At 33.9% G+C, this 15,685-nt stretch carries 16 protein-coding genes and 1 tRNA gene; 7 read left to right on the forward strand and 10 right to left on the reverse strand.

What is annotated here, in order from left to right; genetic code table 11:
- Positions 1 to 74: 74 nt before the first annotated feature.
- Positions 75 to 2,012, forward strand: a complete 1,938-nt coding sequence (gene nagB, locus ACP5P5_RS08115; RefSeq protein WP_428285604.1) for a glucosamine-6-phosphate deaminase — start codon at positions 75 to 77, stop codon at positions 2,010 to 2,012.
- 21 nt (positions 2,013 to 2,033) lie between these two features.
- A complete protein-coding gene (locus ACP5P5_RS08120; RefSeq protein ID WP_428285605.1) occupies positions 2,034 to 2,690 on the forward strand; it encodes a phosphatase PAP2-related protein in 657 nt (218 codons plus the stop codon).
- 1 nt (position 2,691) lies between these two features.
- On the opposite strand, the gene ACP5P5_RS08125 is transcribed toward ACP5P5_RS08120, so the two are convergent.
- Positions 2,692 to 3,549 (reverse strand): BamA/TamA family outer membrane protein, encoded by an 858-nt coding sequence (locus ACP5P5_RS08125; protein WP_428285606.1) that lies wholly within the window; start codon positions 3,547 to 3,549, stop codon positions 2,692 to 2,694.
- Positions 3,550 to 3,932: 383 nt separating this feature from the next.
- Here ACP5P5_RS08125 and ACP5P5_RS08130 point away from each other — a divergent pair, with 383 nt between their 5' ends.
- From ACP5P5_RS08130 to ACP5P5_RS08140, 3 genes are all read left to right on the forward strand, one after another.
- On the forward strand, positions 3,933 to 4,745 hold the full coding sequence (locus ACP5P5_RS08130) for a phytanoyl-CoA dioxygenase family protein (RefSeq protein ID WP_428285607.1): 813 nt from the start codon (positions 3,933 to 3,935) through the stop codon (positions 4,743 to 4,745).
- A 38-nt stretch (positions 4,746 to 4,783) separates the two neighbouring features.
- Positions 4,784 to 5,602 (forward strand): SDR family NAD(P)-dependent oxidoreductase, encoded by an 819-nt coding sequence (locus tag ACP5P5_RS08135; protein ID WP_428285608.1) that lies wholly within the window; start codon positions 4,784 to 4,786, stop codon positions 5,600 to 5,602.
- Positions 5,603 to 5,670: 68 nt separating this feature from the next.
- Positions 5,671 to 5,744 (forward strand) — tRNA-Arg (locus ACP5P5_RS08140).
- A 44-nt stretch (positions 5,745 to 5,788) separates the two neighbouring features.
- Here ACP5P5_RS08140 and ACP5P5_RS08145 read toward each other — a convergent pair.
- The 5 genes from ACP5P5_RS08145 to ACP5P5_RS08165 form a co-directional block, all read right to left on the reverse strand.
- Positions 5,789 to 6,583, reverse strand: coding sequence for a DUF2452 domain-containing protein (locus ACP5P5_RS08145; RefSeq protein WP_428285609.1), 795 nt, complete (start codon positions 6,581 to 6,583; stop codon positions 5,789 to 5,791).
- A 55-nt stretch (positions 6,584 to 6,638) separates the two neighbouring features.
- On the reverse strand, positions 6,639 to 7,088 hold the full coding sequence (locus ACP5P5_RS08150) for a YhcH/YjgK/YiaL family protein (RefSeq protein WP_428285610.1): 450 nt from the start codon (positions 7,086 to 7,088) through the stop codon (positions 6,639 to 6,641).
- 5 nt (positions 7,089 to 7,093) lie between these two features.
- On the reverse strand, positions 7,094 to 8,962 hold the full coding sequence (locus ACP5P5_RS08155) for a hypothetical protein (protein WP_428285611.1): 1,869 nt from the start codon (positions 8,960 to 8,962) through the stop codon (positions 7,094 to 7,096).
- Positions 8,963 to 9,122: 160 nt separating this feature from the next.
- Positions 9,123 to 9,635, reverse strand: coding sequence for a DUF2911 domain-containing protein (locus ACP5P5_RS08160; protein ID WP_428285612.1), 513 nt, complete (start codon positions 9,633 to 9,635; stop codon positions 9,123 to 9,125).
- A gap of 5 nt (positions 9,636 to 9,640) precedes the next feature.
- Complete coding sequence (locus tag ACP5P5_RS08165; protein ID WP_428285613.1) at positions 9,641 to 10,477, reverse strand: polysaccharide deacetylase family protein; 837 nt, start codon at positions 10,475 to 10,477, stop codon at positions 9,641 to 9,643.
- 149 nt (positions 10,478 to 10,626) lie between these two features.
- On the opposite strand from ACP5P5_RS08165, the gene ACP5P5_RS08170 reads away from it, so the two are divergent.
- A complete protein-coding gene (locus tag ACP5P5_RS08170; protein ID WP_428285614.1) occupies positions 10,627 to 11,538 on the forward strand; it encodes a sugar phosphate isomerase/epimerase family protein in 912 nt (303 codons plus the stop codon).
- Positions 11,539 to 11,572: 34 nt separating this feature from the next.
- Here the strand turns inward: ACP5P5_RS08170 and cysM are convergent, their stop codons facing one another.
- Both cysM and ahcY read right to left on the reverse strand, forming a co-directional pair.
- Positions 11,573 to 12,454, reverse strand: a complete 882-nt coding sequence (gene cysM, locus ACP5P5_RS08175; RefSeq protein ID WP_428285615.1) for a cysteine synthase CysM — start codon at positions 12,452 to 12,454, stop codon at positions 11,573 to 11,575.
- Positions 12,455 to 12,595: 141 nt separating this feature from the next.
- Positions 12,596 to 13,921 carry an adenosylhomocysteinase gene (gene ahcY / locus ACP5P5_RS08180; RefSeq protein WP_428285616.1) on the reverse strand — a complete coding sequence of 442 codons (1,326 nt, stop codon included), beginning with the start codon at positions 13,919 to 13,921 and terminating at the stop codon, positions 12,596 to 12,598.
- Positions 13,922 to 14,045: 124 nt separating this feature from the next.
- Between ahcY and ACP5P5_RS08185 the strand changes: the two genes are divergently transcribed.
- Positions 14,046 to 14,546 (forward strand): Lrp/AsnC family transcriptional regulator, encoded by a 501-nt coding sequence (locus tag ACP5P5_RS08185; protein ID WP_428285617.1) that lies wholly within the window; start codon positions 14,046 to 14,048, stop codon positions 14,544 to 14,546.
- A gap of 17 nt (positions 14,547 to 14,563) precedes the next feature.
- On the opposite strand, the gene ACP5P5_RS08190 is transcribed toward ACP5P5_RS08185, so the two are convergent.
- Positions 14,564 to 15,055: a GNAT family N-acetyltransferase gene (locus ACP5P5_RS08190; RefSeq protein ID WP_428285618.1), complete on the reverse strand. Its 492-nt coding sequence runs from the start codon at positions 15,053 to 15,055 to the stop codon at positions 14,564 to 14,566.
- Positions 15,052 to 15,666, reverse strand: coding sequence for a phosphatase PAP2 family protein (locus ACP5P5_RS08195; RefSeq protein ID WP_428285619.1), 615 nt, complete (start codon positions 15,664 to 15,666; stop codon positions 15,052 to 15,054). Before ACP5P5_RS08195 ends, ACP5P5_RS08190 begins: the two co-directional genes overlap by 4 nt.
- Positions 15,667 to 15,685: the final 19 nt, after the last annotated feature.

Raw genomic sequence — 15,685 nt, forward strand, 5'->3', positions numbered from 1 at the left:
CGTTTGCTTTTATTTTTCCGTTACAAAGTATAATTACTAAATTTAACCTGCAAAAAAACGCAAAATCATATTTTATGTCCACAACTACCAAACCACACAAATTCAACGTTGATTTAATTGACAGTTTTGAAAAAATTCCTGTTCAAATATTCGACAGTTCAGATGACGGTTCTTTATTTGTTGCCAGGGAAATTGCTTCATTAATTAAAGAAAAGCAAGCTAAAAATTTACCTTGTGTTTTAGGATTAGCTACCGGTGCCACTCCTATTCGCCTATATGCACATTTAGTTAATTTACATAAAACGGAAGGATTAAGCTTTAAAAATGTTATTACATTTAATTTAGATGAATATTATCCCTTAGAAAGAGAGGCTTTACAAAGCTATTGGAGTTATATGCATCGACATCTGTTTGACCATGTAGACATTCCAAAAGAAAATATTCATTTACCAAACGGCGAATTATCTAAAGAAGAAGCAAAAAAAGCTTGCGAAACTTATGAACAATTAATTGAAAATGCCGGTGGTATTGATTTACAAATTTTAGGAATTGGAGCCAATGGTCATATTGGTTTTAATGAGCCTGGGTCAAGTATCTATTCAAAAACAAGGTTGGTTTCGTTGGATAATACAACTCGTATTAATAATGCATATGAGTTTCAAAATATTTCTGAAGTTCCCAGAATGGCCATTACTATGGGCATTAGCACCATTTTAAAAGCCAAAAAAATTCTATTAATGGCCTGGGGTTCTAAAGCAAGTATAATAGCAAAAAGTGTTGAAGGCCAGGTTACTGAACAAATACCTGCCAGTATATTACAGCAACACAATAATTGCACTTTTATTCTTGATCATAATGCGGCAGCTGAATTAACCCGCATTAAATCTCCTTGGTTAACAGGTGAAGTTGAATGGACACCGAAAGTAATTAAACGTGCAGTTGTTAACATGGCACTTAAATTAAATAAGCCTGTATTAAGTTTAACTATGCACGACTATAATGAAAATGGCTTAAGTGATTTATTGGTTGAAAAGGGAGATGCTTATGACATTAACTTACAAGTTTATTATATGCTTCGCGATAGCATTACCGGATGGCCGGGAGGGAAACCCAATGTTCATATTCCGGGGCATCCTGAAAGAAGTACTCCTTATCCTAAAACCTGTTTAATTTTTTCACCGCACCCCGATGATGACATTATTAGCATGGGTGGAACATTTATGCGTTTACACGATCAAGGACACGATGTGCATGTAGGATATCAGGCAAGTGGCAACATAGCCGTTACTGATGAATTTGTAACTCGATTTTTAGACTTTGCTGTTGGTTTTGAAAACTTATTTGGGATAGACAATAAAAAAACCGAAGAAATATTAAGTGAGGCTAAACGCTTTTTAGCCACCAAGAAAAAAAATGAAATAGACACCCAAGAAATTCGTGCTATAAAAGGATTAATTAGGCGCTGCGAAGCAAGAGCTACTTGTCGATACGTTGGTGTAGGCGACAGCAATGCACATTTTATGAATTTACCCTTTTATGAAACCGGAACCATAGAAAAAAATCCTTACACGGAAAAGGATGTAGAAATTACAATCGATTTATTACAAAAGTTAAAACCGCATCAGGTATATTGTGCGGGTGATTTAGCCGATCCACATGGAACACATAAAGTATGTTTAGATATAGTTATAGAAAGCCTAAAACGCATTAAAGCTTCCGGTGAAAAATGGATTGAAGATTGTTGGTTATGGTTATATAAAGGAGCTTGGCAAGAATGGGATATTACCGAAATAGAAATGGCTATTCCTATGAGCCCCGATCAAGTAATGAAAAAAAGGTATGGAATTTTCATACATCAATCGCAAAAAGATATGGTTCCTTTTCAGGGCTCAGATAGCCGTGAATTTTGGCAAAGAGCTGAAGACCGAAATGCAACTACAGCACATCTATATGCAAGTTTAGGACTTACACAATACGCAGCTATGGAAGCCTTTGTTAGAATGGATTATTAAAATAAAACTTATCTTGCACGGGTGAATAAGGAACAGAATTCATTGCCCTCAGTTTGGAAAAATGCCTGGCAACAGCCAACTTTTAAAGCCAAATTATTAATTGGGCTGGTGGTGTTAATAGGCATTTTAATCATCTTCCCCTATTTTTTTCAATTTATTGAAAGTAGAGATGGCTTTGTATTAACCGATAGAATATTGAACAATTTGCCTGCAGTAAATTTATCGGTACCTATATTTTGCGTTATTTGGGCAATGGTTTTAATTTTAATTATTGAAGCCATTCGAGATCCTGAAATATTTTTGCTTTTTTTATGGGCTTATATCTTCTTAAATATATCAAGAATTATTACCATTAGCTTAATCCCCTTAAATCCACCTGATAATCTTATTGCGTTAACTGATCCTATTAGTAACTATTTTTATGGCCCTAATTTTATTACAAAAGACTTGTTTTATTCTGGTCATACTTCCACACAATTTCTAATTTTCTTAGTATTGAAAAAATCCAAATTAAAAAACTTGGCGCTTTTATCTACTATGTTAATTGGATTAATGATACTAATCCAACACGTTCATTATACAATTGATGTTGTTATGGCTCCTTTATTTGCTTTTTTGGTATACAAATTAGCACAACATTGGATTTCACCCACATTTCAAAATAACTACGCTGAATAGCTTAAAAAGCCTCTCCTAGTTGCAAATAAAATCCCTGATTATTTCCTTGACCAATACCATAATCTAACCGCAAGTTCAATTTTTCATTTTTAGTCAATTGAATGCGTAAACCACCACCATAGGCATATTTTAAACCATCTAAATTAAAATCATTGACAGTTGTACCAACTTCTCCACTACTGCCAAATATTACCATACCCAATTTTTTATATATTGAAAATCGGTATTCAGATTGAAAAACGAAAGCTTGTTTATCGCGGTAGCGTCCACTATAATAACCTCGCATGCTATTTGCACCTCCTAAGGAAGCTAAACTTCGCAAAGGAATTGCATCACCAATATTTGAAAAGCTGTATAACTGAAAAGCTAAGATTTGTTTTGGTAATATTTGTAAGTATTTTCTTATATCAACAACAACATTCGTGTAATTAAATGAGGAACCTATTAAATTATCAAAATGGTTAAAATAAGCCTGAGCAAATATGCCTTTATTGGGTGCAAAAGCATCATTTCTATTATCGTAGGTAAAACTCATGCCTAAGCCACTTACAGTATATCCGTTCCTTCCAGCTATATTTTGTTTATCAAACAATCCTCCTTGAATATATTTAACATTATATACATTTTGCATTTCATATAACACCCCCCCAAAGAAATGATGACCTAAATGTCTGAGTAAATGTAAATTCACATAATACTGATGAAAACTATAATTTTCGACTGACGAATCAGGTGAATTATTTCCTAAACCCCAGAATTTATCAGGAAATGAACTGAAAGAAATTTGTTCGTTTAAAATATATTTTTCTTTTTTAAAGTATTCCGCACCATTTATTGCAGCTATAAATTGCTGTTTCAAAGAGTATAATAAAATTGATTGTAAATTAGAGGTACGAGAAGTTGTATCAGATTTGGACAAATGAAATGTAGCAGATCCAGCAACCCCGAAAGACCAACTAGTTTCAATGGATTTAGATATAACAGGAAAATAAAGTACTCTTTTTGAAAAAAGACTGTCCTTTTTACCCTCCTGTGCAAATAAAAAATGTGATATCAAACAATTTAGGGTTATTAGCAGAGCATTTTTTTTCAACATAAATAATCAGTAAATATAAGCTCAAATACATTATTAAAAGAAAAGACTACAAATTTGGAAGAATTAATTTATTTTTAGTTCACACTATAGTTACAATTTTATAATAATTAATTAACATTGCAGTTACTTTGATAAATGACCCTCGAATGAACAAATGGAATAGTAACTTTGAATTAGGTGATACTATTACTGTGGAGCAAATGGATTTTTTCGACAAACACGGTGTCATCGTGTTCCGTAATTTTTTAACTCCAGAAAAGGTATCCCTATATTTAAACGAATTAAGAAAGCTTGAGTATGCCTGGCTTACCGAAGGAAAAGAAAAAATTAATGGTATTCCTTTAAAATTTGGTAGGGATGAGCATAATAACAAAACCATTCAACGGCTATGTTTTACCTCTTTATATAGTAATCCCTTACATGAATTATTAGGTGATAACCGCCTAAAAGCTTTAATTAAATTATTGGGCAATTATGAAGGAAGAATTGCCGAAAATGAAAAAGATGGCTTAGTCATCAACAACTATATCAATATCCCTAACAGCACATTTACCCAAATGGGATGGCATACCGACAGCCCACGTGATTTATTTTTAGGCCAAAAAATAATGCCAATGCTTAATGTTGGTATTCATTTAGATACCTGTTTATTTGAGAATGGTGGATTAAGAGTTTTGCCAGGTACCCATAAACAAAATATTTTACAATTACTCTTCGGAAAAAAATATTTTGTTGACTATAGTGACGACCCCAAAGAGGTTGGCTTTGATATTTTTGCCGGCGATTTAACTGTTCATGATGGTCGCACCTGGCATAGAGTTAAACAATCACCATTGGTTGGTGAAGCAAGTAGAAGAAGAGTAATGTATGTACCTATTATTACAGGTAAATTTAAACCCAAACACGAAAAAAGTAAAACACCTTTTTACCACAGATTTACCAAAGTGGTACATCATTAAAAAATTCAATGTGATGCCTAATAAACATTGCATTATTTATGTGGATAGAAGTCTTTGACCCTTTAACTTCAATGCATATGCATGGTTACTTTTTAATTACAGGTGCAAGCAAGGGCATAGGCAAAGCCATTGCTGAAATATTAGCTGCCGATAAAAACAATTTAATAATCATTGCTAGAAGTGAAGATATTTTAGCCAATTTAGCTGAAACACTCAAGCAGCAATACGACATTGTGGTGCACTACTTAGTGTGCGATTTAGCCAAAGAAAATGCAGCTGAAGATGTGTATAATTGGATAAAACTTAACCAATTCAATATTAAGGGCTTAATCAATAATGCGGGTTATGGATTAAGTGGTGCTTTTGACAAGTATCCATTAATGCAGCATGAGGACATGATGCGGTTAAACATGTTCGCTCCTGTTCAATTAACTTATTTGCTATTACCCCACTTAAAACAGCAACCCAAAGCTTATATTTTAAATGTTGCGAGTGCAGCAGCCTATCAAGCGGTGCCGGGTTTAACTTTATATGCTGCTACAAAAGCATTTTTATTAAGCTTTTCCAGAGGTTTGCAATATGAATTAAAAGATACCAATATTACAGTAACTGCAGTTTGTCCAGGTGCAACCGATACAGATTTCCCCAATAGGGCCCAAGTTGGAGAAAAAGCCCAAAAGGCTGCATCAAAACTCAATATGTCGGCTAATGAAGTGGCAAAACTTGCAATAAAAGCTATGTATGCAGAAAAGACAGAAGTTATAACAGGTTTTGTAAACAAGTTAGGGGCATTTTTTGCATGGCTACTTCCCAAAAAATGGGTTGAAAAAACAGCTGCAGGCATTTATAAAGAATAAATTTTTGTTGTTCCTTTTTGGTTTTAAGTATTAACCTACTATATTTGCAACCCAATTAATAAAACAATGGCCCCGTAGCTCAACTGAATAGAGCATTTGACTACGGATCAAAAGGTTTCAGGTTTGAATCCTGACGGGGTCACAATAAAACTGTAACTTTTTAGTTACAGTTTTATTATTTATATATTATGCAACCTCTACCCATGTGTGGTCCGCTAACAATTGAACAGAAGCAATAAATTGTTTAAAAGGTCCAAAACCTGCCCCCCACTCTTTAGGGGCCACCAATGAAAGTAAATAATTTCCATCTTTCTTTTCGTATAAATGGTATACTTGACCAATTTGTGGTTTAAAATTTATTTGGGCATCATATATCATTAGGCTTAGCTCCTTTCGCTTTCGTATCTCTTGAGCTTGTCTTGCCAATAGTTCTATTTGTTGTTTAATCTGTTCCAACTGCATATTTGTTTGTTCTTCCATTGCAGTTAAAGCTTTATGTTTTATAACACCCTGCTTTGTAGGCTTTACCACTACACTGCCTACTGAAGAAGCATATGGTAACACACTCATTTGCTTGTAATATACTTCTTTATTCACAAAGGCATCTCCGTTAGGTCTAATACCACTATTTTGCAGTGCTAAATAACCATTGGGTAAAATATTATGTTGAACAGTTAATACCAGTTGTTCATTTTTAAAAAAGTACGTAATAAAGTTTGACGAGTCAGGTATTTCAGCCTGTATAGTATCTGCTAATTCTTGGTATTCACATGGTTGTTTACTCCCATCGGGTATTACGGAAAATTGTGCATAATAAGCATCATTTTCATGCGTAATCCAGTTCATGCTTATTTGTAAAGCTTTTCCATTATCAGTTGTCTCAATTTTATAATGGCCGCTTTTAGGAACTATTCCAAATTCATAATTACATTTTTCCGGGAATAACTGCCAGCTGGCTAAAAAATTATAGGCTTGTACCATAGTGCTAAATAATTAACTGCAAATATTACAATTCAACAATTAATTAGTTGATAATTTATAAAGCTACTTTAATAACTACTTTTTTCACCAAACATTTTTTCTGCAAAAAAATACCGGGCATATGTACATCGTGTGGGAAAAATACAGCAAACATACCCTCCATTAAAGTTGAATAAAATGAAGGTTGTGCATCATAAATGATGCAATCATTATTAATATCAATATGTTTTTGTTTGGGCATTGCCTCTAAAAAACCATGTCCAACTTGTTCATGGCCTTTAATAATGTAATGCACATCAGTATAAATTAAATGAGATTCCATATTTTCTTTCTCCGGCTCAAGTGTTTCATAACTATTTACTAATGCAAAAATTTTTGACCCATCAATTTCATATTTACCTTCAGATAAACTTTGCAAATTATTATTTTGCAGAAATTGAAAAGCTTTTAGCATTTGCGTTGAAAAATTATAATATTTCTGATTATGCAGGAGATCTATAATCATAAAGTTTAATTTACTGTAACAAAATCGGGCTTTTTTATATATTGGCTATTATATTTAAATTGAAGATTTGTTTGCACACCAATATTCCAAGGAGACATTCCTACTGTTGTTCTTGGAAAATATTGAACCCTTAATTCTATAGTTCCAAAAACTAAGTTTTCATTTCTGGTTCTTACCCCACCTCCCCAAGCAGTATAAACATCTCCATAACTAAACCCCTCGCCTATAGGTTTTAAGTAGGAAATATTCCCAAATGCAAATGGGGCAAAGCTAAACCCAAAAAACTTCCAAGTATTATAAAAAACTGATTCACAACTCCCGGTTGCTCTACTTGAACCATTGTATCCAATAATGTTGTTGAATGATGGAATACCAAATTGACTATTTACTCTTAAGGGTTCATTTAAAAAAGTATTGATTTGTTGGGTAAAACTTCCATTAATAAAATGGCGAACCAACCATCGGCTATTGCCCAACCTACGAAGGCGTGAGAATGACTCTAAGCTTGCTAAAAAACTAATGTCTTGAAAACTTCCATTATTAAAATATCCACCAAATTTTAGTTCATAATTAAAAAATGCCTGCTTAGGTGTTACTACATATTTCTGTAAATCAACCCCCGCATATGGACGTGTATACCCTTGTTTGTTAGTCCAACCAAACAATGCTGATAAATTATAACCGGCAGGAATATCTTCGTTTCTACCAAAACCATAAATAAAGTTGGTTCTGTAATAATCTTGTTTAAACCTTGTGAATGCACCTAAAACACTTACTAAATTGGCATATTGAAAATTATATTGTGTTTCATACAAGTTTGGAATTTCCAGAAAATCGTTCTTTACCAAACGAAGTGCAACAAAGTCTTTAGGTTTTCGCGAATTAGTTTCATGTAACAAACGTCTTGCAGAAACGTTATACCCGGCCCACATATCATAAGAAGCATACCTATATTTGAACATTTGATTGTACAATGAATCGCTTACATACTGATTGGTAGTGTAATGCAAAGATGCATTTAAAGAACCTGTCCACAATGCATAAGGGCTAACCAATGGTAAATCTAAAGAAGAATACACCTGAGTTTCTTCTCTTCTGCCACTATTAAATGCAGGAGCATTTCCTTGATAACCAACCGTAAAGTTGGCAAATGTACCGGCAATATTTCTTCGCAAATATTCACCACCAAAAGCATAACGAGTCCGCCGGGTTAAATCATATAAATTTTCAATTTTAACCCGTTGCCCATTCCCTAAAAAGTTTTCATCTTGTACTTCTGCATAAATACTCTGCCCACTACCGCCATCGCCGGAACCACTTATTGGAAAAACATCTTTATAAAAAACCGTTAAATCAACTGAGTCATAATCAGGAGAATTACCGGTAATAATAATTCGAGCATCTTGCAAATAAGGTTGGTCTCGTAAGTACCGTTCATTATCTGCTACTAAATAAGGCGACATGGGTTGTCCCTTCTTAAAAAATAAATTTTGAGATATGAAAGACTTTCTTGTTTTTAAATGAATTGAGTTACCAATCTCATCAAATAAATTTTTCTTTTTTAGTGTAGTGTCATTCACTGATTCGCCAAATCTAACGTCTACAATATGAATGTGTCTAATTATTGCACCATTGTATAAAGCAAATGGCGTAATATTATTTATGGTTACAATGGCTGTATCTTCCGGAGGAGGTGTACTATTAACAATACTTTTTACTAATTTTTCAAATAAACCTTTACGAGGAGTTAAAAATTGTAAAGTAGTATCTAACTGCGATTTTTTATCTTGCGCTAAACAAAAATTACAGCTACATAACCAAATGCACACACATAGAATAAAGGGGCTTATTATATTATATTGGGTAAGCCGCATTGAAAGATTTTGGTGATTTTTAGCCAGGCAATATAACCATTTGAAAGTTAAGACAATTAATAAAGTTTGAAAAATTTATGAATGAATAAAATTTAAAAGCATTGTACATAAAAAAACTCCGAAATGATATTTCGGAGTTAAAATAAGCATTGCAGATCTATCATTTTACCATAAATCCTACACTAACATCACCCCATAATAAACTTACTTCACCCGATGGAGTAATAGCAAAAGTCATTCTTTCTGTGAAGGCATGCTTTAATGGTTTAACTGTAAAGCGCATAACATCATCTTTTTGATTGTATTCAGTGCCCCATTGATTCCAAGTTTTATTTAGAATAAAAGTCCATTCATCTTTTCCGGGGATACTGTATACGCTATACTTACCTGCCTTAAGCGATTTACCATCAATGGTAACATCCTTATTAATTTGAAATACCGTTGCTTCATTTGCACCGGTGCGCCATACTTGTCCATAAGGAGCAATCTCCTTGCCAAGGGTTCGCCCTTTAATAGCAGGTTGGCTATAATCAATTGTAATAGTTACTCCATTATGGGTAGTAACGGAAGCAGTAGCCGGCGGGCTAGGACGCTTGCTTTTGTCTTGTGCACAAGCCTGAAAGGCAATGAATGATAAACTAAGTAATCCCATTAAAAAAATAGCTTTTTTCATATATTTTATTTTTGTTGAACAATTGGATAATGGTCAATAGTTTCAAAAACATTTCGAGGATCTTGTTTTAATAATTGAATGAATGCATTAAGCGAATCAACATACTGGGGCTTTGCAAACATTCTGTCATGTGCCAAAATAACCATCATGTTGGGTTGATTGGTATAACCAATATCAAATTTATTATTCACCTCTTTAGCTAATTCAGTAGCGCTTTGCTTAGGAGTATTACCTTTAATAAATTGCCATTCAACATCCCACCCAATAATTTTAAAACCTAAAGAATCTAATTTCCTTGCTACTTTTTCGCTTGTTTTAGGCCCGCGGAATTCCCCATTTCCTGCCCAAGTATTTCTACCGGGTAGACGTACTATTTTTAAAGGAATTTGCATATCCTGTTGCGCTTTCAAAATATCATTTACTGCACTATCAACATGCGTGTAATAAAAATTATAATTATCGCGAAAAGCATGAGTATAACTATGATTGGCTACCAAAAATTGTGGATATGATTTTTTTAAACTATCTAAAATTCTTTTGCGTAAAGGATCAATATCATAGTGTGCAGCTACAGAAAAGAAAGTAGCCTTTACACCTTGGTTACGGAATGTTTGCGCACAGTTTTGCGTACCCGGTGGTTGTGGTGAATCATCCCATGTTAGAAAAATATATCTTTTGGAACTGTCATATTTAATTGGCGTTCCTGGAACCATTGTATTAACAACCTTTTTGTTACTAGTTGAGTCGGAATTTTGTATTGGTTTTTTCCCATTATTACAAGAAAACAAAAATAAACTGCCGGTAATAAAGCAGCCATTTAGCAGGTGTTTCATTAATTTCATAAATAAAAAACATTAATTTATTAAGTGAGCTATAAGAACATGTAAATATATTTCATTCCAATTTGTAAATATTGCTAAAGTTAATATGTGGATAGTTAAAAAAAAAGCCATAATTTTAGAACATTCGGTATTTAATAAAACTTTGGCTTATGACTATTAGTAGAAGAAATTTTTTAGTAAGCAGTTCAATGGCTGCATTAGGTACAATGGTTTTACCAAAATATGTAAATGCTTTTGGCAATACAAGCAAAATTGTAACCGGTATTCAACTTTATTCGGTACGTGATGACATGAAGGCCAATCCTTTACAAACCCTGCAACAATTAGCATCCATGGGCTATACACAGGTAGAACATGCCAATTATATTGATAGGAAATTTTATGGTTATTCTGCTAAAGCCTTTAAAAAAATACTAAGCAATCTGGGTATGAATATGCCTAGCGGCCACACAGTTTTAAAACCCGAACATTGGGATGCTGCAAAAAAAGATTTTACTAAAGAATGGAAACACACCATTGAAGATGCTGCCATTGTTGGGCAACAATATGTTATTAGCCCTTGGTTAGACGATTCCATGCGAACAAATGTGGATCAACTTAAAAATTATATGGAGGTGTTTAATAAATGCGGGCAACTATGCAAACGCTGGGGTTTAAAGTTTGGTTATCATAACCATGATTTTGAGTTTAAAGAAATAACACCCGGCACCACCATTTATGATGTTATTCTTCAAAATACAGATCCTACTTTAGTTACGCAGCAATTAGACGTTGGCAACTTATATAATGGCAATGCCACTGTTATGCCTATTTTAAATAAATATCCGGGCAGGTTTGCTTCTATGCATGTTAAAAACGAAATTCGATCGTCAGGAGGAAATGAAAATTATGAAAGCAGCTTATTAAATAATGGCGTTGTGCCGGTGAAAGAAGCCATTGATTATGGAAAAGATAAAGGCGGCACTCATTTGTTCATTATTGAACAAGAGTCATACCAAGGAAAAGCGCCACTAGATTGTGCAAAAGAAAATTTAGCCATAATGAAAACATGGGGCTATTAAACAAGGGTTTTGTTAAGTTAATAATTCAATTAACTTAATCAAATAAATCACTTGATAAATATCTGTCGCCTCTGTCGCAAATAATACATACAATTAATCCTTTATCTAATTGAGCGGAAAGTTGTTCGGCAGCATATACAGCACCACCACTGCTCATTCCGGCAAAAACTGCTTCCTCACGTGCTAAACGTTTGGTCATTGTTCGTGCATTTTGCTCTGAAACATCTATTAAAGCATCTACTCTATTTCTTTCAAAAATTTTGGGTAGATAAGCTTCTTGCCATTTGCGAATTCCAGGAATTTTTGAACCTTCCGTCGGTTGGCATCCAATGATTTGAACTGAAGGATTTTGCTCTTTTAAATATCGTGATACACCCATAATAGTGCCCGTAGTACCCATTGATGAAACAAAATGTGTTACTTTTCCCGCAGTATCACGCCAAATTTCGGGGCCGGTGGTTGCATAGTGCATTTTATAATTATCGGGATTAGCAAATTGATTTAGCATTAAATATCCCCCTTCTGCCACCCTTGCATTTGCATAATCAATTGCTCCTTCCATTGATTGTGCTTTGGGTGTAAGTGTAACCTTTGCACCATATGCCTGCATGGTCAACACCCTTTCGCGGGTAGCATCTTCAGGCATTACTAATTCTATTTCTACATTAAATAAGCGAGCAATCATTGCCAAAGCAATACCTGTGTTGCCGCTGGTAGCTTCAATTAATTTCATACCGGGTTTAAGTTCACCACGTTCTAATGCCCCTTTTATCATACCATATGCAGCACGATCTTTTACACTTCCACCCGGATTAGTGCCTTCTAACTTAGCAAAAATTTGAACATTTTTATTTTTTGAAATATGTTTCAATTCAATCAAAGGTGTATTACCTATAAAATCTAATAATCCTGCCATACATTTTATTTTGCTATTGCAAGTTAGAAAATGAGTGGATAAATCACACGTTAATTTTACTAATTAGCAAAATTTAATATTGGAATAAAAAAAGCCCGATGTGACAACATCAGGCATTTTTTATAATAATTATCATTGAGTTTAATAACGATACATTTCGGCTTTAAATGGCCCTTCTTTAGTAATACCCAAATATTTAGCCTGAACATCAGTTAAGGTATCTAAACGAACACCAATTTTACTTAAATGTAAACGAGCTACTTTTTCATCTAATACTTTAGGAAGCACATACACTTTGTTTTCATACTTATTGGCATTGTTCCAAAGTTCAATTTGTGCTAAAGTTTGATTGGTAAATGAAGCACTCATTACAAAAGAAGGATGCCCTGTAGCACAACCTAAATTTACCAAACGGCCTTCTGCTAATATAATAACATCTTTGTTATCAATGGTATATAAATCAACTTGTGGTTTAATGGTATTTTTAGTATGCCCATAGTTAGCATTTAACCATGCCATATCAATTTCAATATCAAAATGGCCAATATTACATACAATGGCTTTATCTTTCATTTTACGGAAATGGGGTTCCGTAATTAAATCGCGGCAACCTGAAGCAGTAACAATAATATCTGCTTCTTCAACAGCTTCAATCATGGGTTTTACTTCGTATCCGTCCATTGCCGCTTGTAATGCACATATTGGGTCAATTTCAGTAACAATAACACGGCAACCTGCACCACGTAATGAAGCAGCAGAACCTTTACCCACATCACCGTAACCTCCAACTACAGCTACTTTACCGGCCATCATAACATCTGTAGCACGACGTATAGCATCAACTAAACTTTCTTTACAGCCATATTTGTTGTCGAATTTTGATTTAGTAACTGAATCATTTACATTAATGGCAGGAATAGGTAAAGTTCCTTTTTCCATTCTTTCATATAAGCGATGAACGCCCGTTGTAGTTTCTTCCGATAACCCACGAACATTTTTAACTAATTCAGGATATTTATCAAATACAATATTGGTTAAATCACCACCATCATCCAAAATCATATTTAAAGGTCTGTCAGCGCTACCAAAAAATAAAGTTTGTTCTATACACCATTCAGCCTCTTCAACTGTTTGCCCCTTCCATGCAAATACGCCAATACCGGCAGCAGCAATTGCAGCAGCGGCATGGTCTTGGGTTGAAAAAATGTTACATGAACTCCATTTTACTTCAGCACCCAATGCAACCAATGTTTCAATTAAAACTGCAGTTTGAATAGTCATGTGTAAACATCCGGCAATACGTGCACCTTTTAAAGGTTGAGAAGCACCATATTCAGCACGTAAAGCCATTAAGCCGGGCATTTCAGCTTCAGCTAATTTTATTTCTTTACGACCCCAATCAGCCAAGCTAATATCGGCCACTTTATAGGGTAATTTAAAATCAATAGCATAGGTAGTAGATGACATAATATTTTATTTAGGATTGCAAAGATAACTTGGAAGCATAAATTTCCGAATTAAACCAATAATTTCAGGAAATATTTAAATAATATAGGCGTTATTTAGTAAAATTTGCTAAAAAATAAAGACTATGACGAAGCAAAAAGGACAAACTACCGATTATGAAATACCTAATGGATTAGATGCAGTAGATTTAGAAATTTTACGGCTTTTGGAAACCAATGCCCGATTAACCATTAAAGAAATTGCAGACAAAGTTCATTTAAGTACATCACCGGTACACGAACGCATAAAAAAATTAGAACAAACCGGCATTATTCAACAATATGTTACATTGTTAAATGCCGCAAAAATTAATAAAGGTTTATGGGTGATTTGTTATGTTTCATTAAAGCAACACAACAAAAATGCCGGATTGAAATTTATTAAGGCCATACAGGCAATGCCTGAAGTAAAAGAATGTTATAGTATTTCCGGAGAGTTTGATTTTATGTTAAAAGTGGCTGTTAAAAATATGGAAGATTACTATGATTTTCATGTCAATCAATTAAGTGAAGCAGAAAATATAGGGCATGTGCAAAGTGTTTTTGTAATGGGTGTAGTAAAGCAAACGCATACACTACTTTCATAATACAAGTAGTTATTTTATTAAAACGAAAGTTGCATTACATAATCATTCATAAAATAACCGTTACCAATGTCATTATCTTCTTCTCTAATTATTTGAAAACCCATTTTAGTATAAAAAGACAAAGCATTGTTGTGACGATTAACGTTTAATATTAAAGAAACTGCTCCCTTTGATTTTATTTCTTGAATAATATGATTCAATAAAAGTTTCCCTAAACCTGTACCCTGCGCTTCGGGTAAAACATATAATTTTTGAAGTTTAAATGCCTGAGGGCTAATTTCATTAAAAGCTGCAAAGCCAATTATTTCATTTTCATTATCTGCTAATAAATATTGATAACCACTTTGAATTTGATTCTCCAACTCGCTTGTATTATACATTAATTGAAGCATATAATTAATTTGAGCCTCGCTTAAAATAGCACCATAGGTGTTGGGCCAGGTTTTATATGCTATTTGCTGAATAATCGGTACATCAGCAATTGTAGCTTGTTGAATTTTCACACTCATAAACCACCTATATTTTTGTGCGCTTTTTTATGTTGAAAATATTTTTGAGTAAGCCATCTTCCTGCATAAGCACTTCCTGCACCAATAATAGCTGCTGTTAATACATCACTAGGATAATGTTCACCCAAATACAATCGTGAATAACCAATTGCAGTAGCCCAGGCAAAGGCAGGAACTGTAACATACCATTTTTTAAACGTCAATGCCAAAGCCGTTGCATTAGCAAATGCCAAAGAAACATGGCCTGAAGGCATGGAATACCCGGCTTCACTTGCATCATAAGGATGCACTAACTGTGGGTAGGTAGTATAAGGCCTTGGACGATTTACTGATAATTTTACTGCTTCAGCCAAAGCTGCAGATATAATTACACTTCCACCAACCACATATGCCTGCTGCTGTAATGTTTGATTATTTTTTATGGTGGCATACAACCAAATTCCTGCAGGAACACCAATACTTACCGGATAAGCAGAAATAGTTGCCCCTCTCCACACAATGCTATTAGGCTGATTAGGATTGAGCCTAGTTAACAAATCAATATCGACATTTTGGGCATAACTGCTTAACATTGCTCCTAATAACAGAAATAAAAAAAATAATTTTTTCATGCCGCTTTACTTTGTTGCT

The sequence above is a fragment of the Hydrotalea sp. genome, assembly GCF_049968455.1.
Taxonomy (GTDB): Bacteria; Bacteroidota; Bacteroidia; order Chitinophagales; family Chitinophagaceae; genus Hydrotalea.